The sequence below is a fragment of the Vitreoscilla filiformis genome (assembly GCF_002222655.1).
Lineage (GTDB): Bacteria > Pseudomonadota > Gammaproteobacteria > Burkholderiales > Burkholderiaceae_C > Ideonella > Ideonella filiformis.
Genome location: NZ_CP022423.1, coordinates 790,562 through 814,524 on the forward strand (window position 1 = coordinate 790,562; position 23,963 = coordinate 814,524).

Sequence of the window (23,963 nt, forward strand, 5' to 3'; positions counted from 1 at the left end):
CTCAGATGCCGAACATTGCCGCCAGTTGGGCGGTTTCTGCCGAACCGGCGTGGGCGGCGTAGGTGCCGCTGCGGGCGTTGCGGAACAGCACCACGGGCACGCTGGTGGAGCCGATCTTCTCGAAGATCGCGGTGTTGGTCTTCACCTTGGCCAGGGCGGCTTCTGACAGGTTGTCTGCCACAGCGATGCCACCTTGGCGGTTCATGAGGCGGGTTTCGTGGGTGGTCATGGCGGCCACGGGATCGGCTGCGCTCAGGATGGTGGCGCCTTGTTTGGTGGAGATCGGGCGCAGGAAACCCACCGGCATCCACACCATTTTGATTTTGGTGCGCAGCGGGGCCGAGCTGGTCCACAGATGGGCGCAGTGCGGACAGGTGGTGTCGAAGAACACATACACCGTGTTGGCCGCCATCATCGGCCCGACGGTGAAACCTTGGCCGCCCGTGGCCAGCTTGTAAGCCTCCTCGGGGCTGACCTTCATTTCGGGAGTGGATTGGGCCTGGGCCACAGTGGCCAGGCTGCCCCAAGCCACAGCGGTGGACAACAGGGCGAATTGACGACGGTTCATCACGGCAAAATTCCTCTTTTGGCAGGCCCCAGGCCCGCAACGAAAAGCACACAGCCGGCTAGAAGCTGGCTGTGCGGGAAAGTTTCATGCGATGCATGGCGGGGTGACCCACAGCCGGGGCCACCGTCCAGCCTCAGCCCTTGAGATGGGGGCTGATGAGCTTGGCCATTTCGAACATCGTGACTTGGTCTTGGCCGAACACGGCCTTGAGCTTGGCGTCGGCGTTGATCACGGTGCGCTTGGTTTCGTCTTGAAGCTTGTGCTTCTTGATGTATTCCCAGAGCTTCTTGGTGACTTCCGTGCGCGGCAGGGCTTTCTTGCCGACGACAGCGGCGAGTTCCTTGGAAGGCGTGAGCGCCTTCATGAACCCCTTGGTCGGAGCGGCTTCCTCTGTCTTTTTGCTGCTGCGCTTTTTGGCCGGAGCCTCCGTCGCAGCGGGAGCCTCGGCAGGCACCGGGGCGGCAGCGGCCTTTTTGGCCGGGGTCTTTGGGGTGACCTCAGCGTCTTGTGAGGTCGCAGCCGCCTTTTTCGCAGTTGCCATGTGGTTGTTCTCCGTCGAAATCGGTCGTATGGGAGCGTCGTATCAAGCCGGGTGGCTGATCGTGGGAGGATGGTACTTCGTCGCGAAGCGGAATGTCACGCGCATGTCGTTTCGACAGTTAATCTTCCCCTTTGGCTTGGGCGGCTTGGTGCCGCCGTTCAGCCTCCAGTTCGCGCAGCCGGGACTGGATGACACTCAGCTCGACGTAATCCGCCGACGCATCGCCCCGGACGCTTTGCTGTGCGGTGCGCAGCCGGTCGATGGCACCGGGCAGGTCACCTTGGATGGCCACCGCTTCAGCCGATGCACGGGCGGCTCGCAGGGCTTGGCCGCTGGCTTGGGCGGTTTGTGCCAGGGTCTGCCAAGCCAGCACGTCTTGGCGATGCAGCACCACCCGAGTTTGCAAAGCCTGCGTGCTTTGCCGCAGCGCCGTGTGGGCGGCGGTGGCGTCGGGTGCAGCTCGCCAAGCCGCCAAGGCCACCTGGGCCCGCAGCAGCAGGGTGGGGCGGGTGTCCTCCTGAGCCAGAAGGGGCGAGGTTTGGAGCTGGGCCAGCGCTTGCAAAGCGTTGCGTTGCGCCAGTATTTCCAGGTGCAGCAGCTCGAACACCCGGTGCAGCGCGGGTGCGTCTCCGTGGTGCGAGCGGATCAGTTGTCGCCCGGCGGCCAGGGCCTGTTCGGCGGTCGTCGGTTCTCTCAGCAGCGAGGAGGCCAAAGCCGCACCGTACAAAGCACCCAGTCGTGTGGCGGTCACATCGGGCGAGCCCGGTGCGCCCAACATCTGGGCGCGGCGCAAGCTGGGCTCGCTGGTGTCCATCAGCACACGGCTGCGCACTTGCATGAGAAGGTGTTCGGCAGGGCTGGGATGTTGGCGCAACGCCTCCGTCGATCCCGCCGTGGGGACGTCGCCAGCCCGCAGGCGTGCATCGGCGATGCGTTCAATGGTCAGCGGGTGGCTGCGCAGGTAGGGGTACTGGTTGCTGTCGTTGAGATGGTGGCTGCTGTCGAGCTTTTCGAACATCGCGGCCATGCCGTTGGGGGCGAAGCCCGCCTGGGTCAAGATTTGCCAGCCGATGCGGTCGGCTTCGCGCTCCATGTCACGCGAGAAATTGAGTTGGCCTTGGATGGCGGCGGCCTGTCCGGTGGTGATCACCGCCTGGGCGGCGTTGGGGGACACGTTGCTGCGCGTGGCCAGCAGCAAACCCACGATCAGCGCGGCGGTCGAAGCCAAACTCTGGCGCTGGCTGTTGATCATGCTGCGCACAATGTGGCGCTGGGTGACGTGGGTCAGCTCGTGGGCCAGCACCGAAGCCAGTTCATCCGGGCGGGTGGTCAACGCGATCAGGCCCAGATGCACGCCCACAAACCCCCCCGGCAAAGCAAAGGCGTTGACACTGCGGTCACGCACTTGGAACAGCTCCCATGCGTCGATGCGTTCCAAGTCTGGAGAGATGTCGCCGCGTACACGGGCCGATTGGAGCAGGGGCTGCCACAGCCGGTCGAGGTACTCACCGAGCAGGGGGTCGTCCAGATAAGCCGGATCGCGGCGCACGCTGCGCATGATCTGATCACCGAGTTTGCGTTCGGCTGGCAGATCGAGGGCCTCAATGTCCTGGTCACCCAGGCTGGGCAAGGTGGAGGTGGGACTCTGTGCCCACACGGGTGCTGTCCCTCCCGGGGCCACGCTGAGCAGCGTCGCACCCAGCAGCCAAGAGGACAGGCGCAACCACGGACGACGCAACTCAGCAGGAACGAACACGGTATCTCCTCGGGGCGTGGCCCGTATCATCGCACCCCGTTGTCAAGTCCCGGTTTCTCATGAGCGACGCTGTTTTGACCCATTTTGATGCCCAGGGGCAAGCCCACATGGTGGATGTGGCTGCCAAGTCGGCAACCCATCGCGTGGCCCGTGCCACAGGGCGCATTCGCATGCAGCCCGACACTTTGGCGCGGGTGGCTGCCGGCAACGCGAAAAAAGGCGATGTGATTGGGATTGCCCGCATCGCGGCGATCCAGGCGGCCAAGCGCACCAGCGACCTCATTCCGCTGTGCCATCCCCTGCCACTGACGCACGTGGCCGCCGAGTTCATCCTCGACGAGGCCCAGAGCAGCATCCATTGCACCGTGCAAGCCGAAACGCTGGGCCGCACCGGTGTGGAGATGGAAGCCCTGACCGCTGTGCAAGTCGGCTTGCTGACCATTTACGACATGTGCAAGGCCATCGACCGAGGCATGGTGATGGAGGGCATTCAGTTGCTGGAGAAGCGTGGCGGCAAGTCGGGAGACTGGCACGCCACGGCAGGGGCTCAAGGCGCGGGTTGATCGAGGAAGTCTTGCCAGCGCCAGGTTCGGCTGGCGAGTTGGCACTGATAGGGCAAGTCGGCAGCGCTGGCTTCGGGGGGCTGCTTGCAAGGGGCAAAGTAGTCCGCCGTGGCGGGATTGCGGAATTCGCGGATGCGGGCGGCCAAGTAGCGCGCCTGATCGACTTGGCCGGCTTGGGCCAGGGCGTCGGCCCAGGCGGTCATGAGCCGGGTGTCGAGCAGCGAGTGGGTGGTGCGTGTTAATCCGAGCAGGGCTGCTGGCGAAGGGTCGTTGACGGTGGCGGCGGCATAGTCGGCGTGGTGGGCAAACAGCAAACTCTGCTGGCCCTGTTCAATGCGCTCCTCCAGTGACAGGGTGGTGTTGCCCGGCTGGTAAATGATGACCACACGCTGGTAGTCGATGGCTGCCAGCACGGCCCCCAAAATCATCAGCAGCGCCAACACCATGCGCCAAGGTTCGTACAACACGGAGGCTGGCGGCGGAGACCATGTCCCCGCCGTGGGGGCTGGTGGCGGCGCCGTGACCCACAGCGGATGAGGCCGCAGTGCCAAACCAAACGCCCAGGCGGTGGGCAGCAAGAAATAGCCGTACCACAGAGGGTACTCCAGCAAGCTGTGAACCCCGGCGATCATCACCACCATGGTGGCCGCCCGACTGGTGGCGCTGATGTCTTCGTCGGTCTGCGCGAAGCTGCGCTGCCAAGCTTGCCACAGGCCCCAGCACAAAGCGAGCGTCAGGGCAACCGCAGCGGGCAGGCCCATCTCGACGGCCACATGCAGCGGCAGGTTGTGGGCGTGGTCAAAGAAGGCCACGGGCCGGCCCGGGAAGGGAGTCAGCGACCAAGCATAGTTAAAGTTGCCGATGCCCACCCCCGTCCAAGGCTGAGCCAGTATCAAATCCCAGGCGTTGCGCCAGATGCCAAAACGGGAGGCCGACAGATCGGCCTCGGCCAAACGTGCCTCGCCGCCGAACGTGGCGTGGGTCAGGTGTGACCAACCGGCCATGACCAACCAGCCCAGCAGGTACACCAGGGGCGCGGCCATGAGCGCGTGGCGGATCGGGCGATTCAAGCGCCGGTCGAATGCCCCCCACACGCTCAACATCAAGATGCCCACCACCCCGGTGCGTGAAGCGGTCAACACCACGCCCAAAGTCAAGAGGCTGCCCAGACCGAGCAGGGTTCGCCCGGAGACACGCCAGCCCAGCAACTGACCACTGCGGGCCACGGGCACCAGGGCGATCAGGCTCCACAGCAGCAAGGTGCTGAGGTGATTGGGTTGGCGAACGTTGCCAACGGCTCGGCCAGGCAGCCCTGAGCGGGCAATCAGCACGCCATCGGCCCAGTGCGGCCAGAACACCTGGATCAATGCGATGAGGCTGGACAGCCCACCCGCCAGCAGCAGGGCTGCCCAAAAGATACCGCCGTGTTCGGCCAAACCCGCTGGGGCGGTGACGGCCCCTCGCATCACCAGCACCGCGCACACCAGCATGAGCACGGTGGACAAGGTCATGGACAGAGGCACCGATGCCCAACCCCACGACAACCCTGCCGCGACCACCAAGCTGGCCAGCGCCAGCAAGGGCCAGCGCACCGCCGAAGCGGCAGCCGAACTGGACAGCGGTTGCACCATCGGCGTGCTCACGCCGAGCAGCATCCCCCAAACCGCCACCGACAGCAGTTGGTTGAGCAGTGTGGACGACGGGCTGAAACTGATGGCCAACAGGTACGGACTGGCCAGAAGCGCCGCCGCGATCAACAGGCGCCCAGAAGCTTGGCGGGAGGGACTCAGCATGGGCGGCAATCTTACCGGCCCCGTCAGGCCCGACTCGCGGGGGTGTCCTTGCCGGTTTCTTCGTGGTACTCGTCGTCGATGTTGACGGCCCAGATGGCGGACTTGTCGGATCGGCCCTGCACGATGGCTTCGACCGCCAATTTGGCCGAGAGCATCGAATGGTCTTGGTTGTTGTAGCGGTGCATGCCGTTTCTCCCCACCAAGTACAGGTTGGGCAGGGTGTCCAGCGCCGCCCGCAGGTGATCAAACTGAGCGTAGGCCGAACCAAAGTAGCCCGGATAGGCCTTAGGCATGCGAATGACCGTGATGTCCAGCGCATCGGCCGCGTCGGCCATGCCAATTTGCTCCATTTCGCGCAGGGCCAGGGCCTTGAGTGCGTCGTCCGACTGTGCCCACAGTGCATCGTCTTCGCGGGCGAAGAACTCCAAGCCCACCCACACGGTGTCCGGATCGGCCACCAAATAGGGGCTCCAGTTGTTGAAAATCTGCAAACGTCCGACCTTGACACCGGGTTCTTGGATGTAAATCCAGTTGTCAGGAACGAGGTGGGTGCGTGGGTGGATGGACGCTCGCGTGGGGCGCAGCTTGCGGTACAGCACGCCGACGGTGATGAAATCGCGGTACAGCAGCTGCTCCCCGATGCGGGTGACTTCTGCCGGCAAGGCGGGGGTCAGCGCCAGGGTCAGGTCGCGCACGGGCATGGTGGAAATCACATGGGAGACCGCCCGCTTTTGCACCGAACCATCGGGCCGACGGAAGCTCACCGCCTCAATGCCCCGCTCCCCCCGGTGCAGTTGTTGCACCTGGGCTTGCATCAGCAGCTCACCACCTCGGCGGGTAAAGCGCTCGGCCACCGTCTCCCACATCTGACCCGGGCCCAGTTTCGGATAGAGAAAATGTTCGATGAGGGACGTTTGCTGCGCGCTGGCTTGGCCGTTCAGCCGCTTGCGCAGGGCGTGCAGCAGCATCTTGGACACCGACAAACTCTTGACGCGCTGCGCGCCCCAATCGGCGCTGATCTGATCGCACGGAACCCCCCAGACCTTTTCGGTGTACTCCTTGAAAAACTGGAGATAGAGCGAACGCCCGAAGCGGTTGATGAAAAAATCTTCCAGCGAACGCTCCGGCTGGATGGGGCGCAGCGAAGACAGCGCGTAGCTGGCCGCAAAGCGGGCGCACTTCACAGCGCCGAGCTTGCGGGCGGTGTCCAGGCCGGGGCGCAGCGGATAGTCAAAAAACTCACCGCTGAACAGGATGCGGGAGAGGCGGTTGCGAACCAGCATCACGTCCGCATCCTGCTCGTGGGCACGGATGTCTTGGGCGCCGAGCAGACGCTGTGCGCCTTGGTACGCCAGACGGAACGAGGTTTCGTCCGAGGTTTGCTCGGGCAGGGCGATGGGCAGGGTGTTGCGCCACCAGTCCATCACCCAGTCGGATTTTGAGAAGAAGCGATGGCCCCCGATGTCGATGCGGTTGCCTTTGTGGTTGACCGTGCGCGAGAGACCACCGATGTAATCGGTGGCTTCAAGGACGGTGATCTGGGGAACCCCAGCGCGTTGAAGCTCGGTGGCAGCCGTCAATCCGGCAGGCCCGGCCCCGATGACCAGAACGGAATTCATGCAGAGGAAGCGCGAGTGGTGAACAGGGCCATTTTGCGCAAGATGAAGTTGATGCCGAAGCTGCCGAGGGCAGCCACCCCCTTAGATGCCATGTAAGGCAGCCCGCCCCACTCGGTGCAGCTCCACAGCAAGCTGGTGTTGATCACCAAACCGACCAGCCCGATCAAAGTGAAAGCCAAGAAACCGTCATGCCAGCGGCGAAACGAGTGTTCTTCGAACACCCACACGGTGCTGAGCACAAAAGCCACGAGTGAACCCAAGGTGAAACACAGCACGGCAGCCGGCAGGTAATGCCAGTGGGCTTTTTCGACCAGCAAAAACAACCCGCCAGCGTCCACCAGCAAGGCCAGGAGGCTGACGCCGAAATAGCGGAGGAATTCGCGAATCCGAAAAATCGGCGGGGGTTTGGGGAGGGGCTCAGACGGTTCGGGGTCGAGTGTCCAAGTGGGAGTAGAGGAGCTCACGGCAGATGTTCAATCCAGTCGAGGTGGTGTAGCGGTGCGCCTGAGTTGAGCGCAATCGAAAATGGACAGCGTCGGATCGGTATAAGGCGCGTACGGATGGGGGATTTGATGAGTGGCATCTGGGTATTGGCCCTGAAGCAACAAGAAATCCAGTTCAACATCAGCGCACAAGCCAGCGGGGTTGGTTGCCATGGTGGCATCCAGGCGGCGGCCTCCTGACTCCTGAATGCCCATCTCCGCGATAAGATTTAACCGCCTGCTAATTTCAAGCGTTAATTGACGTGAAAAAATAGCACCCGCGCCCTGCTGAAAACTGGCGTAGCTTGCACGATTGAGAACCAGCCAGGTGTGCGTCAATCCCTGATCCCAGTAGACGACGGCGCCGGGCGGCACGATCGCTTGGATCGAACGAACGTCAGGAGGGGCTTCATCCATTGTTTTCCATTGCGCATAGATCGCATAGCCGCTGCACACGGTGACGATGGCGGCGACCAACGCTTGCGGAATTGTGGGTTTGGGTAGTTTTTGGGTCAACCACAGTGAGCCTGCAATAAGGGGCAGAGTGATGACAGGTTCTTGGCTTAAAGCAAATAAAACCGGGAATGCAGCCGTGGTTTGGCTAAAAATGAAAATGTGAACAACAATATCCGGATAAATGGCAGGTAGTGTGAGTGCAAAAATTCCAGCAGCAACGAGGATGCTGGGATATTTTATTCGCGGATGATTGTTGAAAAACTCCCGCCCTTGGGGGGTTGTGATCCACAGTGCAAGAGGCAGGCAGAGATGAATTGACCAACTCTGGCTGACCAACATAGCAATGACCATCATGGTGTGGATGAGGTCGGGTGTTTTCCAATTGGCTGGGGCATGCAGAGTTTGTACCCACAGCGCAGGGATGAGAATTTGACCCACCCACAACACCCGCCACAATTGAAGCTGCACCAGCAATGCATTTCGAGCGTAAATCCCCAGTGCCCAGAGGCAGAGATCAATCACAATCAGGTATCCCGTGACCTGTGCCAAACGCCGCAATATCGGGCGGTTTTCAACCCGAACCACATGCCAGCAGAGAATTAACAGACCGATGGTGCCGGTGATACGGTAGGGCGGCCAAGTCAGCGGGGTGATGTAAATATTGCGACTGCTAATGACATCCCACCACGGTGCATCAAGCACCGTCAGTATCCGACCAAAAGGATCAATGTTCAAAAAAACAGCCAAAGAGATGAGCAGGCAACCGATTCCACCCGTGAGGTTGCGTATGCGTGGGGGTGTCATTCCCCACACAATCACCAAAGTGGGTAGCGCCATCAGCGGGTGAAACAGCAAGGCTGTACCGCCCAGTATCCAAGCGGTGAGGTTTTTATTTTTGATGGATTGGCTGATCGCTAGCAGCGATAAACCTTCAGCCCAGCATCGAGGGGTGACGATGGCCTCACCAAACTTGAAAAACCCTACACCATCGTAAGTGCTAGGCAAGAGCATCACCAAAGCCAAGGTGGCCACTCGGAATGAGGTAGGTTGGTTTTGCGTTAGGTTATATGCCAGAGCCAAGGCGCCAATCGCCCATACGCTGCGGCCCCCGAAACTCATCAACCAAGCAGCGTGCTTTATCCCCATGAATTGAATTGCATGGGCATATAAGCTGCCAAAAATGCTGTAGTTTCCTTGGGTAAAACTATCAAAAAAGATATCACGGCTAAAATTCAAAACCAGCAGATGGCGGAGAGCTTCACCTGAATAAAAAATGCCATCGTGATCGGCGGGCCCAAGAAACTCCCGAGATAGCCACCAAATGCCCATGATCCATATCATGGGCCACATGGCCGTGTTGCTGGCGTTGAGTTTCATTGCAAAAATTCAATAAAAAAGCCGGTGCATAGCACCGGCTTTGATGAGATGAGCGAACCCGCGCAGAGCGCGGACTCAAATCAAGAGGTGGCGCATTGGCCCGGCAGGTACTTGGCGTTCATGCCAGGAGCGGTACAGCGCCAGGTGCCTTCAGTTACAGAGCGCGTCCACACCAAGCTGGAGGTCGCCAACTTGGCATTGGCACCGGGGCGGTTCAGGGCGCAGGAGACAGTCTGGTTGGTGGTCAGAGTTCCCACGACCGAGACGGTGCAATAGGTGGTGGTGGTACCAATACCGATGTAACCATCGTTGTTCGAGGCGGTGTTCTGCGACACAACGCCCTTGGCGATGAACACCTCAACTTGCTCCTTGGCCGGGGTGATTTCCTTCAAAGCCGAAGTCGCTTGGGCCTTGATGGTGTAGTCTTGGTAAGCGGGCAGGCCCACGGCAGCCAGAATACCGATGATCGCCACCACGATCATCAGTTCGATCAGGGTGAAGCCCTTCTGAACGCGTTGCATAACAAACTCCTTGAGAAACCAGCTGTCGAGGCTGGGGAGAAGAAAAAACCGACGACGCGCAAGGTTAAGCAGATATCATGCCGGCGCCGATCTGCCTTGTCGCTGGCGAAGAATGACGTGATGAGACAGTGCCGTAACAATTCAGCGCGGTCGGATTGACATTTTCTGTCAGAGGGAGTGGCGTGACAAAAAACGTCAGGTTCAGCACTGGATGAACTGCATCCGGGTGCCGGCCAGCTCAATCAAGTCGCCGTTCTTCAGCGGGGTGACACCATCCGCAACGTCCTGTCCATTCACCCTGGGACGCACAGGGCCTTCGACGTGCGCTAGAACATAGCCCGTAGGACGCTTGGCGATCGAAGCCACCTGCGTGCCGGGTTTTCCGACCGTCGTCACAGCCTTGTTGAGTACCACTTCCCGGCCGGCAGCACCACCGTTGAGCACTTTGAGTGAGGCCGGTAGCTGGGGGGCTGGTGGCGGGGGGGCGGCTGAGTGGGCTCCGCTGGGGCGCAGAATCATCGTGCGCTCGTAGTCGGGTGACTCGGCCATGTAGCGGATGCGGTACTTGCCGATCTCAATCAGGTCATTGTGAGCCAGCAGTTGTTTTTTGACGGCTTTCCCATTGATGTAGGTGCCATTGGTGCTGTTGAGATCTTCAATGAACACATCGCCGCCCACCGAGTGCAGCACTGCGTGCTCGCCGCTGACGGCGAGATTGTCGATAACGACGTCGTTGTAGGGGCGGCGGCCCACCGTGACCCGATCCTTCAGGAGCGGGGCTTCTTTCACCACAACGTTGTCGAGCGAAACTACCAGCTTGCCCATGTCTTCCCTCAAAAACTGCCGGGATGGCGGGATGTCAGCGCTTGAAGAGCCACCCAGAGCGCTTGGGTGCCGAGGGCACACCATGTGCTTTTGTTAGCACGACAGCGATGTTATCGCGCCCCCCTGCGGCGTTGGCGGCATCCACCAAAGCGCGGCCTTGCGCCGATAGGGGGGCTGCTGTACTTAGCAAGGCCGCGATTTGGGCATCCGGCAGCATGTCGGACAAGCCATCAGAACATAACAGCACGACATCACCGGCGCGCAGATCGTGCCCGCTCACGTCGAGGCTGACCATCGGCTCCACACCCAGCGCCCGGGTGACCAGGTTGCGATGGATCGAAAACTTGGCTTCTTCGGGCGTGAGCAGCCCCGCGTCGATCTGATCCTGCAACAAGGAGTGATCCCGGGTGATCTGTTCGAGTTTGCCTTCGCGGTAACGGTAGCCACGCGAGTCCCCGATGTGGCCGATCCAGAACCGATCCATGCCGTACAGCGCGACCACCAAGGTGGTGCCCATGCCCGCATACTCTGGCACGCGCTGGGCGGCGGTGTAGACCACCTGATTGGCTCGTTGTGCGCTGGCGATCAGCGCCCGGCGGATGTCTTGATCGCGGGTGCTGACCTGCCCGGCTGCGACCCAGCGCGCAAACTCATCCCGCACTTCCCGCACGGTCATCTCACTGGCGACTTCACCGGCGTTGTAACCCCCCATGCCGTCGGCCAAGATGCACAGTGCCAGGGACTCGTCAATCAACGCCGCGTCCTCGTTGTTTTGGCGGGTTTTGCCGGGATCGAGGAAGCTGAAGTATTCGAGGCTGATGTCCGTGGGCGCTTTGAAAAAGGGGGTCAGGGACAGGAAGTCAAGCATGGTACACAGCGGCGGCGAAGTGACGCGGCGCGGGGTCGCCAGACACATGCCTGGCCGGAGTCTGGCCTCGCGGACGTGCTGGCGATTGTCCGTGTTTTATGTCACCGCTGCGGAGGCTTCTCCCATCCGGCCTTGGGGGTGGGCGCTGTCAGGAAGCTTTGGAGGCGTCCGCGCTGGGACGGCGCATCATCACCACCTTGCCGATGATCAGCACCAGCAACGCACCCACCACACCTGCACCGTAGCGCACGCTGGACAGCACTTCCGGTGCGGCGCCCTCTCGGGTGGCTGGCAGCGTGGGCAGGTGGCCCAAAATGGCGGGGTCGCTCACGGCCATGGTGCCGGCAATCCAGCCCAGCAACATGCCGCCCAAGACGATGATCATCGGGAAGCGGTCCATGAGCTTGATCACCAACTGGCTGCCCCAAACAATGATGGGAATGCTCACCAACAGGCCAAACACCACCAGCGGCATTTGGTGGTCACCGCCGGCGCCTTGCGCGGCTCCGGCGATGGCGATGACGTTGTCCACACTCATCACCAAGTCGGCCACGATCACGGTTTTGACAGCGCCCCACAGTTTGTCGGAGGACGCGATGTTGCCGTGTTCATCCTCATCATCGGGGGCAAGCAGTTTGACGCCAATCCACACCAGCAGCGCTGCACCGGCCAATTTGAGGAAGGGAATCGCCAGCAGGGTGAGCGCAAAAAAGATCAAGATCACGCGCAGCACGATGGCACCCGCCGTGCCCCAAAGAATGCCTTTGGTGCGTTGCGAATCCGGCAGCTTGCGGCAGGCCAGGGCGATGACCACGGCGTTGTCGCCGCCCAGCAGGATGTCGATCATGATGATCTGACCGACCGCCAGCCAGAACTCGGCGTGCATGAACTGTTCCATAGGGTAAAACTGTGTGTTGGTGGATGAAGCAGGGGGCGAGTGTAGAAGCCCACTCGGTTGGATGCCGAAGGACAATTACAAATCCTGACAGCACAAGCTGTCAGCACTCCGGCAAACCCATTCGTGTTTACCCTTGGTTCAGCAAGGAGCCCGCCAAGCAAACAGGCCGCACGAGGCGGCCTGTGTGGGGAGACGGTGCAAGCCCACCGGAGACGGCGGGCGAGGCGTCAGACGTGCATCAGAGCATGGCCTTCAGCAGACGGGCCATTTCCGACGGGTTGCGCGTCACCTTGAAGCCGCACTCTTCCATGATGGCGAGCTTGGCGTCGGCGGTGTCAGCGCCGCCGGAGATCAGCGCGCCAGCGTGGCCCATGCGCTTGCCCGGAGGGGCGGTGACGCCAGCGATGAAGCCGACGACCGGCTTCTTCATGTTGTCTTTGACCCAACGTGCGGCTTCGGCTTCGTCCGGGCCACCGATTTCACCGATCATGATCACGGCGTCGGTGTCCGGATCGTCGTTGAAAGCCTTCATCACGTCGATGTGCTTCAGACCGTTGATCGGGTCACCACCGATGCCGACGGCGGACGATTGGCCCAGGCCGATTTCGGTCAGCTGTGCCACGGCTTCATAGGTCAGCGTGCCCGAGCGCGACACGACACCGATGCGGCCCTTGCGGTGGATGTGACCGGGCATGATGCCGATCTTGATTTCTTCCGGGGTGATCAGGCCGGGGCAGTTCGGGCCCAGCAGCAGGGTCTTCTTGCCGCCGGCGGCTTCCTTGGCCTTCATCTTGTTGCGCACCATCAGCATGTCCCGGACGGGGATGCCTTCGGTGATGCAGATGGCCAGATCCAGATCGGCTTCCACGGCTTCCCAGATGGCGGCAGCAGCGCCAGCGGGCGGCACGTAGATCACCGACACGGTGGCGCCGGTTTCAGAAGCCGCTTCCTTGACCGAAGCGTAGATGGGAATTTCGGAGAACTTCTCACCGGCCTTCTTGGGGTTCACGCCGGCAACAAAGCAGTTCTTGCCGTTGGCGTAAGCCTGGCAGCCCAGGGTGTGGAATTGACCGGTCTTGCCCGTGATGCCCTGGGTGATGACCTTGGTGTCCTTGTTGATGAAGATCGACATGTTCGTGTTCCTTGGCTCGGGCAGGGCTTACTTGACGGCTTCGACGATCTTGGTGGCCGCTTCGGCCATCGTGTCAGCAGCGATGATGGGCAGACCGGAGTCCTTCAGGATCTGCTTGCCCAGCTCTTCGTTGGTGCCCTTCATGCGCACGACCAGCGGCACGGTCAGGTTCACAGCGCGCGAGGCGGTGACCACACCGGTGGCGATGGTGTCGCACTTCATGATGCCGCCGAAGATGTTCACCAGGATGCCCTTGACTTCCGGGTTCTTCAGCATGAGCTTGAAGGCTTCGGTGACCTTCTCAGCGGTGGCACCGCCGCCCACGTCCAGGAAGTTGGCCGGCTCGCCGCCGAACAGCTTGATGGTGTCCATGGTGGCCATGGCCAGGCCGGCACCGTTCACCAGGCAGCCGATGTTGCCGTCCAGCGAGATGTAAGCCAGGTCGAACTTCGAGGCTTCGACTTCGGCCGGATCTTCTTCGTCCAGATCGCGGTAGGCCACGATGTTGGGCAGGCGGAACAGGGCGTTGGCGTCGAAGTTGAACTTCGCGTCCAGGGCGATCAGGTTGCCCTTGCTGTCACGGTTGAGCGGGTTGATTTCCACCAGGGAAGCATCCGTCTCCATGTAGCAGCGGTACAGGTTCTTGAACAGCGTGACGGCTTGTTCAACGGTGTGGCCTTCCATGCCGATCGCGGTGGCGATCTTGGCGGCCAGTTCGTCGGTCAGGCCGGTCAGCGGATCGATCACTTCGGTGACGATCTTTTCCGGGGTGGAGTGGGCCACCTCTTCGATGTCCATGCCGCCTTCGGAGGAAGCGATGAAGGCCACCTTTTGCGAAGCGCGGTCGGTCACCAGGGAGACGTAGAACTCCTTGCCGATGTCAGCGCCTTCTTCGATGTACAGGCGACGCACCTTCTGGCCTTCGGGGCCGGTTTGGTGGGTCTTGAGCTGCATGCCCAGGATTTGGCCGGCCAGATCCTTCACGCCGTCCAGGGTTTTGGTGACCTTCACGCCACCGCCCTTGCCACGGCCGCCAGCGTGGATTTGAGCCTTCACGACCCAGACCGGCCCGCCCAGCTTCTGAGCGGCTTCGACCGCCTCTTGCACGTTGAATGCCGGATAGCCGCGCGGCACCGGCACGTCGAATTGGCGCAGGATTTCCTTGCCTTGGTACTCGTGAATCTTCATGGGGGTCTTTTCGTGAGGTCAGGACGAAAGAGGAGGAGCGGCGGGAGCCGTCTCGGGGACGCCCGCCGAAGAGGGTGAATTCACCGGCGGGAGATTCTGCGACAGATTGTTGGCGCCGGGCTGACGGAACCAGCGCGGGTAGTGCAAGCGCACGACTTCGCCGGTGGTCACCAGGGCGTGGCAGCGGTCAAGCTGGAAGGGTTTTTCGTCACCGTCGCCCACAGGGTGGATCACTTCGCCCACCATGGACTGCACCACGGCGGTGGGCAGCACGGTGGCCAGCTCGGTGAGGTGGGTGCAGCCTTGGGCGCCGCCCACGCGTTCGCGCACGGCGTGGCGGAAGCCTTGCATCAGGTTCAGGCCGACCAAGCGGGCGTAGACGTCACCATGCGCTTCACAGTGGCCGGGATAGGGCACGCTGCGAGACTCGGAGCCGGCTTGCAAGATGTTGAAATTCAGATCCACCACCAAGCGCAGCATCAGATCATGCACCGGCTCACCCGCCGGGTGGATGCCTCGGCCAACGAACACCGAACGGCCTTTGACATCGGTGACGCGGGCGTCGATTTCCCACAGGCCATCGGCGCGCTCGAACGCTTGCACCTCCAGGGTGCGGCGGTGGCGGAATTGGCGTGAAGGGTCGGAAGGCGGCAGCGGCATGGGCTGGCAAACGCAAAAACGAACGACCGTTCGTTGCTGGGTTGAAACAGCCCGGGACTGTATCACCGTGCTGCAACGCAACATAGGCACGCCAAACCTAGGGTTTTCCTGGATCTTCGTCCCCTGCTGGGTCATGGAGAACGCGGCGGATCACGTCGCCTGAAAACCCTCGGGCGGCCAAAAAACGCATCTGGCGGGCTTGTTCACGCACGTCCTGCGCGGGGGTGCCGAAGCGGCGTTGCCACAGCGCCCGCGCCCGATCCAGCTCGGTGCTGCGCAACGTCTGGGCCAAATCGTCGGGGAGTTCGACCCCGTGGCGGGCCAACTCTTGGCGAATGCGGGCCTGGCCTTGCCCTGCTGCCCGAGTGTGAACCCGAGATTCAGCGAAACGGGCATCGCTCAGATAACGCTGGGCTTCCAACTCGTCCAGCAGGGTGTCGATGGCGCGTTGCCAATCGGTGTCCTCGCCGGAGCCATCGGGATCGGCGGCCCCGATTTTGCGAGCGTGGGCCCACAGCTTGGTGCTCAGCTCGTGGCGGCTGTGCTCGCGCCGCGCCAGCAATGCCAGAGCCTGGCCTTTGAGGCTCAGGGCAGGACGTTGGCGGGGCGGTCGAGGGTTCACTCGGCGGGGGCTTCGTTGAGCAGCGGCACCCCGAAGTGGGCGCGCACCCGGTTTTCGATTTCGCGTGCCAGCTCGGGGTTTTCTTTCAGGAATTCGCGGGAGTTGTCCTTGCCTTGGCCGATTTTTTCGCCTTTGTAGGAGTACCAAGCCCCCGCTTTGTCCACGATTTTGGCTTGCACGCCCAGGTCGATGATCTCCCCTTCGCGACTGGTGCCTTCACCGTACAGGATGTCGAATTCCGCTTCCTTGAAAGGTGGGGACACTTTGTTTTTCACCACCTTCACGCGGGTTTCGTTGCCGATGATGTCCTCGCCCTTTTTGATCGAACCGATGCGGCGGATGTCCAGCCGCACCGACGCGTAGAACTTGAGCGCATTGCCGCCCGTGGTGGTCTCCGGGCTGCCAAACATCACACCGATCTTCATGCGGATCTGGTTGATGAAAATGACGGTGCAGTTCGATTTTTTGATCGTCGCGGTGAGTTTGCGCAGGGCCTGGCTCATGAGGCGGGCCTGCAAGCCGGGCAACTGGTCGCCCATTTCCCCCTCGATTTCGGCCTTGGGCGTGAGGGCCGCCACCGAGTCCACGACCACCAGATCGACCGCCCCCGAACGCACCAGCGAATCCACAATCTCCAGTGCTTGTTCGCCCGTGTCCGGCTGGCTGATGAGCAGTTCTTGCAGGTTCACACCCAGCTTTTGGGCGTATTGCGCGTCCAGTGCGTGTTCCGCGTCGATGAAAGCAGCCACCCCGCCGATTTTTTGCATCTCGGCCACCACTTGCAGGGTGAGCGTGGTTTTGCCCGACGACTCTGGGCCGTAGATCTCGATGACGCGCCCACGCGGTAGGCCCCCCACGCCCAATGCAATGTCCAGCCCGAGCGAGCCGGTAGAGACGACTTGGATGTCCTCCACCTGCTCACCCGCGCCCAGCCGCATGATCGAGCCCTTGCCAAACTGCTTTTCGATTTGCGCCAATGCGGCTTGCAGGGCTTTGGCTTTGTCGGGGTTGAGGGTCTTGGGATCCATCGAAGCTCCTGAGATGGCGATAAACGGCAATGATCAAGCTGTATATTCGTACAGTATGGCGTTCCCGTCAACTGTCAGGGGTCAGGGCTCTGCCTAAAATCAACGGTTCTAAGAACCGGCTGGAACTGGCCCGCAAAGCCGGTTCGCGAGGAGACCCCCCATGCGAATCCTGATTGCTGAAGATGACCAGGTGCTGGCCGATGGCCTGCTGCGCTCGCTGCGCAGCTCGGGCTATGCGGTCGACCAGGTCAGCAGTGGCAGCGAGGCCGATGCCGCCTTGGCATCCCACGAATTTGACTTGCTCATCCTAGATTTGGGCCTGCCGCGATTGCACGGCTTGGAAGTGTTGCGGCGTCTGCGTGCGCGTGGCAGCGCCGTGCCCGTGTTGATCCTCACAGCGGCGGACTCGGTCGAGCAGCGCGTCAAAGGCTTGGATCTCGGGGCCGATGACTTCATGGCCAAGCCCTTTTCCTTGCAAGAGCTGGAAGCGCGTGTGCGAGCCTTGACCCGGCGCGGTCTGGGCACCGCCAGCAATGTCATCAAGCACGGCCCGCTGACTTTTGATGCGACAGGGCGCGTGGCCTACATCAATGAGCAGATGGTGGAGCTGTCGGCACGCGAGATCAGCTTGTTGGAGGTGTTGTTGCAGCGTGCAGGCCGCTTGGTCAGCAAGGATCAATTGGTCGCCCGGCTGTGCGAGTGGGGCGAAGAAGTGAGCAACAACGCCATTGAGGTGTACATCCACCGCTTGCGCAAGAAGATCGAGCAAGGGCCGATCCGCATCGCCACCGTGCGGGGGTTGGGATACTGCTTGGAGAAGATTGCCGCTTGAAAGCGCCACCATGACGTCCGCTCCTGAGCCACCGTCCACGTCGGCGGGGGCGTCCGTGCGCGAGCAGCGCTCGCTGTTCGGCGAAATCCTCGATTGGATGCTCGCCCCCCTGTTGTTGCTGTGGCCGATGAGTGTGGCGCTAACGTGGTTGGTGGCGCAGAACATCGCCGCCCGCCCCTACGACCGCGACCTGGGGCAACTCACGCGCATGGTGGCGCAGCAGGTGGTCAGTGCGGCGGCGGCGGGCAAGCAGCAGCGCGGCCTCAGACTGCCCGAGTCGGCCGCAGCGCTGCTGCGCAGCGACGATGTCGATCGGGTGTACGTTCAGGTGTTGGATCGCGAAGGCGGGTTGTTGATTGGTGATCGTGAGATTGCCACGCCCGAGGGTGATCTGCCCGTGGCGGGTGAGGTGGTTTTTCGCGACGATCAAATCCAGGGCGAGGCGGTGCGGGTGGCGTTGCTGCGCTTGCCCAATGAGGACGATGCGCATCCTGAGCTGGTCGGTACCGTGCGCATCGGCATGGTGCAAGTGGCAGAAACCTTGGACAAACGGTCTCGGTTGGCCACGGAAATCATCAAAGGCGTGATCCTGCCGCAGTTTGTGATCTTGCCGTTGGCGGTGCTGCTGGTGTGGTTTGCCTTGGCCCGTGGCATTGCGCCGCTGAATCAGTTGCAGCAGCGCATCCGGCGGCGAGAAAACCACGATCTCAGCCCCATCGATGAACACGATGCGCCCGAGGAAGTGGCGCCCCTGGTGCGTTCCATCAATGATTTGCTGGCCCGGCTCGATCAGAGCATGAGCACGCAAAAGCATTTTTTGGCGGATGCGGCCCATCAGCTCAAAACCCCGCTGGCGGGGCTGCGCATGCAAGCCGAATTGGCGCAGCGTGAGATTGACGCGGGGGGGGATGCGCAATCGGTCAGGCGCTCGCTGCAACAGATTGCGCTGTCGAGTCAACGGGCGGCGCACATGGTGAACCAGTTGCTGGCCATGGCACGCGCTGAAGACGAGGAGCAGGCCCGGCGTCAGCAGGCATTTGATTTGGTGGAACTGGCCACCGAAACTGTGCATGACTTTGTCCCCAAAGCCATGGAAAAGCGCATTGACCTTGGCTACGAAGGGCCAGATGACGCGCAGACGTTGCCGCCGCTGGTCGGGCAGCCTTTTTTGGTGCGGGAACTGGTGCGCAATTTGGTGGACAACGCGCTCCAATACACCCCGGCGGGCGGCACGGTGACCGTGCGTGTGCGGGGGGGGGCATTGGGTGAAAGCGCCTGCGTGACGTTGCAGGTCGAAGACAACGGCCCAGGCATCCCGGAGGCTGAGCGGGAGCTGGTGTTCCAGCCGTTTTACCGCGCATTGGGCACGAATGTGGATGGCAGTGGTTTAGGCTTGGCCATCGTCAAGGAGATTGCCGATCGGCACGGAGCCGATATCGGTGTGAGTGCTGCGCAGTTAGCGCCTGAGGTGGGCGCGGTATTCACGGTGCGCTTTCCATCGGCAGCGACGTTGCCTGCCGATGGAGCGGAAGGGGATGTCAAGTCTGCATGATGCGGCGCGAGCGAGCGATGGACATCAACATGCCCAATGCCAAACCCAGTGTCACCATGGCAGTGCCGCCGTAACTGATAAAGGGCAGGGGAATCCCAACCACCGGCAAAATGCCGCTGACCATGCCCATGTTCACCATGGCATAGGTGAAAAAACTCAGCGTCAAGGAGCCGGCTAACAGGCGAGAAAACACGCTGGGGGCTTCAGCCGCAATCATCAAGCCCCGCATGAGGACGAATGTGAAAGTGGCAATCAGCGTCAGGACGCCCGCCAACCCAAACTCTTCTGAGTACGCGGCAAAAATGAAATCGGTGGTGCGCTCGGGGATAAATTCAAGGTGGGTTTGTGTTCCTTGCATGAATCCTTTGCCAGACAATCCACCCGAGCCAATGGCAATCATCCCCTGGATGATGTGAAACCCTTTGCCCAGGGGGTCTTTGGTGGGATCTAGCAAAGTGCAAACCCGGTGCTTTTGGTAATCATGCAGCACCCGCCAGTCCACGTCGGGTTCGCACAACCGATCTCCCATGATCACAATCAGACCGATGCCGGCTGCTCCCAGTGTGACCACCGGCAGAATGATGCGCCAGCTCAGTCCCGCAAAGAAAATCACATACAACCCGCCCGAGAGAATCAGCAAGGATGTGCCCAGATCGGGCTGTTTCATCACCAGCCCGACCGGAATCAGCAGCAGCGCCCCTGCGACGCCAAAATCCAGCGGGCGTAATTGTCCTTCGCGTTTTTGGAACCACCAGGCCAGCATCAGTGGCATGGCGATTTTGAGGATTTCGCTGGGCTGAATCACAATTCCTACGTTCAGCCAGCGGGTGGAGCCTTTCTTGGTGATGCCAAACAGCGCCGTGGCCACCAGCAAAACCACTCCGACGGTGTACAACGGCACCGCCAGTTGCACTAAGCGTTGGGGAGGAAGCTGGGCCACGGTGAACAAAATCAGCGCAGCCAACAGCATGTTGCGGCCATGGTCAACAAAGCGTGAACCATGGTCAAACCCCGCCGAATACATGGTGACCATGCCCAGCGTGGCCAGCACGGCCAAGCCCAGCAGCAGGGGAATATCGAAATTGCTCAGCACGGGCCGGCAACGCTGCCACAGCGTAGGGCCCTGAACCACAACACCCGTCATGGGGCGACTCCTGATGGTGCGGAGGCAGGCGCACGCCGGGCTGCCGAGGCGGCGGCGCGTGCGGGCGGCGGAGAGGGCGGAGAAGGCGCGGTCGCCGACGCTGCTGCTGCTTCACCGTTAGGCAGCCCCATGGTGGCCATGCCTTGCACGGAGGTGGCCCACGGCAGCGGAATCCCAGATGCGGGCCGCGAGGGGCCGATCGGTGCAGCCGATTGTCCGATGCGGGTCTGTGCCATGTCTTCTGGGCTGGGGTAGTTGCCCAGAAGCACCATGTCGAAGACCCGCCGTGCGATGGGGGCCGCAGCGGCGGCCCCCCAGCCTGCGTTCTCGACGATCAGGGCCAGCGCAATACTCGGCTCGTCACGCGGTGCAAAGGCGACGTACAGCGAGTGGTCGCGCAGGTGTTCGGCCATGCGGGCAGGGGTGTATTTTGCATTGGGTTTGATGCCCACGGCCTGGGCGGTACCGGTTTTCCCACCACTGGCATACGGTGTGCCAGCGAAAACCCGGGTGGAAGTGCCGCCGACCGTCACCCCCCACATGGCATCGCGAATCACCGCCACATGGGCAGGGTTGAGCGGCAGAGGATCGACCGCTTGGGACGAAATGCGGCGGCGCTGGCTATTCAAGGTGTCTTCAATTTCGCGCACCAAGCGAGGCTCAAAACGCAACCCACCGGATGACAAGGTGGCCATGGCGCTGGCCAGTTGCAGCATGGTAAAGCTGTTATACCCTTGGCCAATGCCCAAAGAAATGGTTTCCCCGGCGTACCACTTTTTCAATTCGGGGCGGCGGTAGGTGCGGCGTTTCCAGTCGGTGGAGGGCAAAATGCCAATGCTTTCGCTGTCCAGATCAATGCCAGTTTTTCGGCCAAATCCAAAAGGTTGAAGTTGGTCATGAATCAAATCCACGCCCATTTCGTTGGCGAGTGTGTAGTAATACACGTTGCTGGATTCGACGATCGAGCGCCGCATGTCCATGGCGCCACCACGCTCGTTCTCGGGGCTGCCGTAGCGGTGGCCACCAAACATGAAAAATCCACCGTCGTGGATGATGGTTTTGGGCGACCGTTTGCCGGCGTTCAGCGCGGCCATGGCCATGAAAGGTTTGTAGGTCGAGCCGGGCGGGTAGGTGCCGCGAAGGGCACGGTTCAGCAGGGGTTTGTCAATCGATTCATTCAGCTCACGCCAGTTTTCGACGTCAATGCCTTCCACGAACAAATTGGGGTCGAACGTCGGTTTGGACACAAAGGCCAAAACTTCACCGTTGCGAGGGTCAATGGCCACCAATGCCCCCCGACGATCCCCAAACAATTGTTCAATCAGGTATTGCAAACGAATGTCGATCGACAAAACCAGGGTATTGCCTGGGGTCGGTGGACGGCTGCGAAGCCGGCGCACCGCCCGGCCACCGGCGGTCGTTTCGACTTCCTCAAAGCCCGTGATGCCATGCAGTTCGCGCTCGTAGTGCTGCTCAAGACCGATTTTCCCGATGTACTCGGTGCCACGATAATTGGCGATGTCTTCGTCATCCCAATCTTCCATCGCTTCTTTTTCGCGTTGGTTGATGCGGCCAATGTATCCTATTAAGTGGCTGCCCACTTCCCCCAATGGGTAATGCCGGAATAAACGGGCCTTGATTTCCACCCCTGGAAAACGATAGCGCTGGGCAATGAATTTTGCGACCTCTTCATCGGTCAACCGTGTTCGAATCGGCAGGGATTCGAAGCTTTTACTTTCCTCCATCTGCCGTTTGAATCGACGGCGATCCTTGACTTGAATTTCGAGGATTTTAGACAGTTCCGAAATGGTATCTTCTAGGTTTTCTACCTTGGATGGGGTAATTTCCAAGGTGTAGGCGGTGTAATTGGTGGCCAACACCACCCCGTTGCGATCCACAATCCGCCCTCGGTTCGGAACGATCGGAGACACCGCGATGCGGTTGGCCTCGGCCCGCGTCAACAGCTCTTCGTGGCGATTGACTTGCAGGTGAACCATGCGGGTGACCAGCAAAGCAAAGCCAATGAAAACGAACAGTGCAGCCGCCAAAATTCGCAGGCGAAACTGTCCGAGTTCTCGCTCAATGTCACGCAGTTCGGTCATGGTGCCCGTTACAAAGGCCGGTCTTCGTCGGGATCGGGGGCGCGGCGCTGCGGGGCGAGCAGCAGCCACCCTGTCAGGGGCCACAACAGGGTTTCAAATACCGGCGCGAGCAGCAGGGCCCATCCCGGGAAACCATCCCCTACGATGATGCGAATGCCCAAAGAAACCAGGTGCGCCGCCAGAAACAGCGGTGCCACCTGGATCAGTTGCCCCCACCAGCCAAACCACAGGACACGCCGGTGGATCATGATGGCCAGGTAACTCAGCAAGGTGTAGGCCAACGCATGTTGACCCAGCAAGGCCCCCTGATGAACATCCATGACCAGGCCCAGCGAAAAACCCACGCCCACGCCGATGCGGCGGGGTTGATGGATGTTCCAAAACGCCACCACCAAAGCCACAAAATCGGGCATGGCCAACTGGCGGCCCAGCGGCAGGAAATTGAGCAGCAGTGCCACCACCAGCGTGATCCACAGGAACAGCGGGTTGACGGGCAGGAGCAGTTGATTGCTGTGGTGGGAGGGCAGCATCAAGGCTTCTCTTTGCGGCTCAAGGCCTCCGTGGTGGACGGACGCTCAGGCAACTGGTGCCCGATGGGCTCCAGCACCAGGGCGTGGCGTACCGAATCCGGCACCACCGCCGGACTGAGCAGGATGCGGGCAAAGCCACTGTCCCCGCGCCGATCCAGAGTCAGAATCTTGCCGACGGCCAGCCCGGCTGGGTAGACCCCGTCCACACCGCTGGTCGTCAGCGCGTCGCCCACATGAACATCGTCGTTGGCGGCAACGAAGCGCAGTTCCAGCAAATCGGGATCTGCGCCCCCAAAGGCCGCCGCACGGTGGCCTGTGCGTGCATTGAGGACGGGAATGGCGGCGTCCCGATCCACCAACAAAATCACTTCGGAGGTCAGGAGGTACACCCGGCCCACTTGCCCCAGGACCCCTGCTTCAGTGATGACGGGCGAGCCCGTGACCACGCCGTGCTGACTGCCCCGGTCGATGATGACTTTGCGCGAGTAAGGGTCGGCTGCTTCATAGAGCACTTCGGCGGCCAGCGATTTCACTTGGATGCTGGGGCGCAGCTCCAGCAAAGTGCGCAAGCGGTCATTTTCACGTTGCAGCTCTTTGAGGCGGGCTTCTTGCAGGGATTGGTGTGCCAACGCCAAGTGGGCCGCTTTCTCACGGGCCAGCGCACGTTCCAGCCCACCGAAGTGCGTTGCAACCTTGTCAACCCAGCCCCCAGGCCACGCGACCACCTGTTGGACGGGCAGCAAAGCCGTCACCAGCACGTTACGCAACGGGCCAGTGAGCGCCAAGCGCGTATCCGCCACCATCAAAAAGATGGCGGCAGCCGAGTACAGCCCCAGTTTGGTGAGGGCTGAAATCCCCTGACGAAACAGCGGTGGCGGGGTGCAGTCAACCGTTCCCAGTGGCATG

23 protein-coding genes are annotated in these 23,963 nt (G+C 61.3%); 3 read left to right on the plus strand and 20 right to left on the minus strand.

Going from position 1 to position 23,963, the window contains the following annotated elements:
* Window position 1: 1 nt before the first annotated feature.
* The 3 genes from VITFI_RS03680 to VITFI_RS03690 form a co-directional block, all read right to left on the minus strand.
* A complete protein-coding gene (locus tag VITFI_RS03680; protein ID WP_089415832.1) occupies window positions 2-568 on the minus strand; it encodes a thioredoxin fold domain-containing protein in 567 nt (188 codons plus the stop codon).
* Window positions 569-701: 133 nt separating this feature from the next.
* On the minus strand, window positions 702-1,109 hold the full coding sequence (locus tag VITFI_RS18365) for an SWIB/MDM2 domain-containing protein (RefSeq protein WP_089415833.1): 408 nt from the start codon (window positions 1,107-1,109) through the stop codon (window positions 702-704).
* A gap of 118 nt (window positions 1,110-1,227) precedes the next feature.
* Window positions 1,228-2,865 carry a M48 family metalloprotease gene (locus VITFI_RS03690; RefSeq protein ID WP_198301600.1) on the minus strand — a complete coding sequence of 546 codons (1,638 nt, stop codon included), beginning with the start codon at window positions 2,863-2,865 and terminating at the stop codon, window positions 1,228-1,230.
* Window positions 2,866-2,924: 59 nt separating this feature from the next.
* On the opposite strand from VITFI_RS03690, the gene moaC reads away from it, so the two are divergent.
* A complete protein-coding gene (moaC, locus tag VITFI_RS03695; RefSeq protein ID WP_089415835.1) occupies window positions 2,925-3,428 on the plus strand; it encodes a cyclic pyranopterin monophosphate synthase MoaC in 504 nt (167 codons plus the stop codon).
* On the opposite strand, the gene VITFI_RS03700 is transcribed toward moaC, so the two are convergent.
* From VITFI_RS03700 to recA, 13 genes are all read right to left on the minus strand, one after another.
* Complete coding sequence (locus VITFI_RS03700; RefSeq protein WP_089417948.1) at window positions 3,413-5,221, minus strand: PglL family O-oligosaccharyltransferase; 1,809 nt, start codon at window positions 5,219-5,221, stop codon at window positions 3,413-3,415. The two genes, moaC and VITFI_RS03700, sit on opposite strands and share 16 nt — an antisense overlap.
* Before the next feature lie 23 nt (window positions 5,222-5,244).
* Complete coding sequence (locus VITFI_RS03705) at window positions 5,245-6,840, minus strand: NAD(P)/FAD-dependent oxidoreductase (protein WP_089415836.1); 1,596 nt, start codon at window positions 6,838-6,840, stop codon at window positions 5,245-5,247.
* Window positions 6,837-7,304 carry a GtrA family protein gene (locus VITFI_RS03710; protein ID WP_089415837.1) on the minus strand — a complete coding sequence of 156 codons (468 nt, stop codon included), beginning with the start codon at window positions 7,302-7,304 and terminating at the stop codon, window positions 6,837-6,839. Before VITFI_RS03710 ends, VITFI_RS03705 begins: the two co-directional genes overlap by 4 nt.
* Before the next feature lie 9 nt (window positions 7,305-7,313).
* Window positions 7,314-9,155, minus strand: a complete 1,842-nt coding sequence (locus tag VITFI_RS03715; protein WP_089415838.1) for a hypothetical protein — start codon at window positions 9,153-9,155, stop codon at window positions 7,314-7,316.
* Window positions 9,156-9,235: 80 nt separating this feature from the next.
* Window positions 9,236-9,676 carry a pilin gene (locus tag VITFI_RS18640; RefSeq protein ID WP_089415839.1) on the minus strand — a complete coding sequence of 147 codons (441 nt, stop codon included), beginning with the start codon at window positions 9,674-9,676 and terminating at the stop codon, window positions 9,236-9,238.
* Between the two features lie 201 nt (window positions 9,677-9,877).
* A complete protein-coding gene (locus VITFI_RS03725; protein WP_089415840.1) occupies window positions 9,878-10,501 on the minus strand; it encodes an FHA domain-containing protein in 624 nt (207 codons plus the stop codon).
* A 34-nt stretch (window positions 10,502-10,535) separates the two neighbouring features.
* Complete coding sequence (locus tag VITFI_RS03730; protein ID WP_198301601.1) at window positions 10,536-11,417, minus strand: Stp1/IreP family PP2C-type Ser/Thr phosphatase; 882 nt, start codon at window positions 11,415-11,417, stop codon at window positions 10,536-10,538.
* Between the two features lie 100 nt (window positions 11,418-11,517).
* Complete coding sequence (locus tag VITFI_RS03735) at window positions 11,518-12,255, minus strand: TerC family protein (RefSeq protein WP_232476662.1); 738 nt, start codon at window positions 12,253-12,255, stop codon at window positions 11,518-11,520.
* A 250-nt stretch (window positions 12,256-12,505) separates the two neighbouring features.
* Window positions 12,506-13,399 carry a succinate--CoA ligase subunit alpha gene (sucD, locus tag VITFI_RS03740; protein WP_089415842.1) on the minus strand — a complete coding sequence of 298 codons (894 nt, stop codon included), beginning with the start codon at window positions 13,397-13,399 and terminating at the stop codon, window positions 12,506-12,508.
* Window positions 13,400-13,426: 27 nt separating this feature from the next.
* Window positions 13,427-14,587, minus strand: a complete 1,161-nt coding sequence (sucC, locus tag VITFI_RS03745; RefSeq protein ID WP_089415843.1) for an ADP-forming succinate--CoA ligase subunit beta — start codon at window positions 14,585-14,587, stop codon at window positions 13,427-13,429.
* A gap of 18 nt (window positions 14,588-14,605) precedes the next feature.
* Window positions 14,606-15,247: a DUF2889 domain-containing protein gene (locus VITFI_RS03750; RefSeq protein ID WP_089415844.1), complete on the minus strand. Its 642-nt coding sequence runs from the start codon at window positions 15,245-15,247 to the stop codon at window positions 14,606-14,608.
* 97 nt (window positions 15,248-15,344) lie between these two features.
* Entirely contained in the window at window positions 15,345-15,869 is a 525-nt protein-coding gene (gene recX / locus VITFI_RS03755; protein WP_089415845.1) for a recombination regulator RecX, read from the minus strand.
* Complete coding sequence (gene recA / locus VITFI_RS03760) at window positions 15,866-16,897, minus strand: recombinase RecA (RefSeq protein WP_089415846.1); 1,032 nt, start codon at window positions 16,895-16,897, stop codon at window positions 15,866-15,868. Before recA ends, recX begins: the two co-directional genes overlap by 4 nt.
* 160 nt (window positions 16,898-17,057) lie before the next feature.
* Between recA and VITFI_RS03765 the strand changes: the two genes are divergently transcribed.
* Window positions 17,058-17,729: a response regulator gene (locus tag VITFI_RS03765; RefSeq protein WP_089415847.1), complete on the plus strand. Its 672-nt coding sequence runs from the start codon at window positions 17,058-17,060 to the stop codon at window positions 17,727-17,729.
* A gap of 10 nt (window positions 17,730-17,739) precedes the next feature.
* Window positions 17,740-19,281 carry a sensor histidine kinase gene (locus VITFI_RS03770; RefSeq protein ID WP_089415848.1) on the plus strand — a complete coding sequence of 514 codons (1,542 nt, stop codon included), beginning with the start codon at window positions 17,740-17,742 and terminating at the stop codon, window positions 19,279-19,281.
* Here VITFI_RS03770 and rodA read toward each other — a convergent pair.
* Genes rodA through mreC form a run of 4 tightly spaced genes read right to left on the minus strand, consistent with a single transcriptional unit; the run spans window position 19,268 to window position 23,962 of the window.
* Window positions 19,268-20,425: a rod shape-determining protein RodA gene (gene rodA / locus VITFI_RS03775; protein WP_089415849.1), complete on the minus strand. Its 1,158-nt coding sequence runs from the start codon at window positions 20,423-20,425 to the stop codon at window positions 19,268-19,270. The two genes, VITFI_RS03770 and rodA, sit on opposite strands and share 14 nt — an antisense overlap.
* Window positions 20,422-22,527: a penicillin-binding protein 2 gene (gene mrdA / locus VITFI_RS03780; protein ID WP_089415850.1), complete on the minus strand. Its 2,106-nt coding sequence runs from the start codon at window positions 22,525-22,527 to the stop codon at window positions 20,422-20,424. The genes rodA and mrdA overlap by 4 nt, the downstream gene beginning before the upstream one ends.
* 8 nt (window positions 22,528-22,535) lie before the next feature.
* Window positions 22,536-23,057 carry a rod shape-determining protein MreD gene (mreD, locus tag VITFI_RS03785; RefSeq protein WP_089415851.1) on the minus strand — a complete coding sequence of 174 codons (522 nt, stop codon included), beginning with the start codon at window positions 23,055-23,057 and terminating at the stop codon, window positions 22,536-22,538.
* Window positions 23,057-23,962, minus strand: a complete 906-nt coding sequence (gene mreC / locus VITFI_RS03790) for a rod shape-determining protein MreC (RefSeq protein ID WP_089415852.1) — start codon at window positions 23,960-23,962, stop codon at window positions 23,057-23,059. Before mreC ends, mreD begins: the two co-directional genes overlap by 1 nt.
* Window position 23,963 lies beyond the last annotated feature (1 nt).

What these genes read in the sequence shown, in the direction of transcription:
- VITFI_RS03680 (WP_089415832.1), bottom strand. Translation starts at nt 568, where the DNA reads ATGAACCGTCGTCAATTCGCCCTGTTGTCCACCGCTGTGGCTTGGGGC.
- VITFI_RS18365 (WP_089415833.1), bottom strand. Translation starts at nt 1,109, where the DNA reads ATGGCAACTGCGAAAAAGGCGGCTGCGACCTCACAAGACGCTGAGGTC.
- moaC (WP_089415835.1), top strand. Translation starts at nt 2,925, where the DNA reads ATGAGCGACGCTGTTTTGACCCATTTTGATGCCCAGGGGCAAGCCCAC.
- VITFI_RS03700 (WP_089417948.1), bottom strand. Translation starts at nt 5,221, where the DNA reads ATGCTGAGTCCCTCCCGCCAAGCTTCTGGGCGCCTGTTGATCGCGGCG.
- VITFI_RS03705 (WP_089415836.1), bottom strand. Translation starts at nt 6,840, where the DNA reads ATGAATTCCGTTCTGGTCATCGGGGCCGGGCCTGCCGGATTGACGGCT.
- VITFI_RS03715 (WP_089415838.1), bottom strand. Translation starts at nt 9,155, where the DNA reads ATGAAACTCAACGCCAGCAACACGGCCATGTGGCCCATGATATGGATC.
- VITFI_RS18640 (WP_089415839.1), bottom strand. Translation starts at nt 9,676, where the DNA reads ATGCAACGCGTTCAGAAGGGCTTCACCCTGATCGAACTGATGATCGTG.
- VITFI_RS03725 (WP_089415840.1), bottom strand. Translation starts at nt 10,501, where the DNA reads ATGGGCAAGCTGGTAGTTTCGCTCGACAACGTTGTGGTGAAAGAAGCC.
- VITFI_RS03730 (WP_198301601.1), bottom strand. Translation starts at nt 11,417, where the DNA reads ATGTGTCTGGCGACCCCGCGCCGCGTCACTTCGCCGCCGCTGTGTACC.
- VITFI_RS03735 (WP_232476662.1), bottom strand. Translation starts at nt 12,255, where the DNA reads ATGCACGCCGAGTTCTGGCTGGCGGTCGGTCAGATCATCATGATCGAC.
- sucD (WP_089415842.1), bottom strand. Translation starts at nt 13,399, where the DNA reads ATGTCGATCTTCATCAACAAGGACACCAAGGTCATCACCCAGGGCATC.
- sucC (WP_089415843.1), bottom strand. Translation starts at nt 14,587, where the DNA reads ATGAAGATTCACGAGTACCAAGGCAAGGAAATCCTGCGCCAATTCGAC.
- VITFI_RS03750 (WP_089415844.1), bottom strand. Translation starts at nt 15,247, where the DNA reads ATGCCGCTGCCGCCTTCCGACCCTTCACGCCAATTCCGCCACCGCCGC.
- recA (WP_089415846.1), bottom strand. Translation starts at nt 16,897, where the DNA reads ATGGATCCCAAGACCCTCAACCCCGACAAAGCCAAAGCCCTGCAAGCC.
- VITFI_RS03765 (WP_089415847.1), top strand. Translation starts at nt 17,058, where the DNA reads ATGCGAATCCTGATTGCTGAAGATGACCAGGTGCTGGCCGATGGCCTG.
- VITFI_RS03770 (WP_089415848.1), top strand. Translation starts at nt 17,740, where the DNA reads ATGACGTCCGCTCCTGAGCCACCGTCCACGTCGGCGGGGGCGTCCGTG.
- rodA (WP_089415849.1), bottom strand. Translation starts at nt 20,425, where the DNA reads ATGACGGGTGTTGTGGTTCAGGGCCCTACGCTGTGGCAGCGTTGCCGG.
- mrdA (WP_089415850.1), bottom strand. Translation starts at nt 22,527, where the DNA reads ATGACCGAACTGCGTGACATTGAGCGAGAACTCGGACAGTTTCGCCTG.
- mreD (WP_089415851.1), bottom strand. Translation starts at nt 23,057, where the DNA reads ATGCTGCCCTCCCACCACAGCAATCAACTGCTCCTGCCCGTCAACCCG.
- mreC (WP_089415852.1), bottom strand. Translation starts at nt 23,962, where the DNA reads ATGCCACTGGGAACGGTTGACTGCACCCCGCCACCGCTGTTTCGTCAG.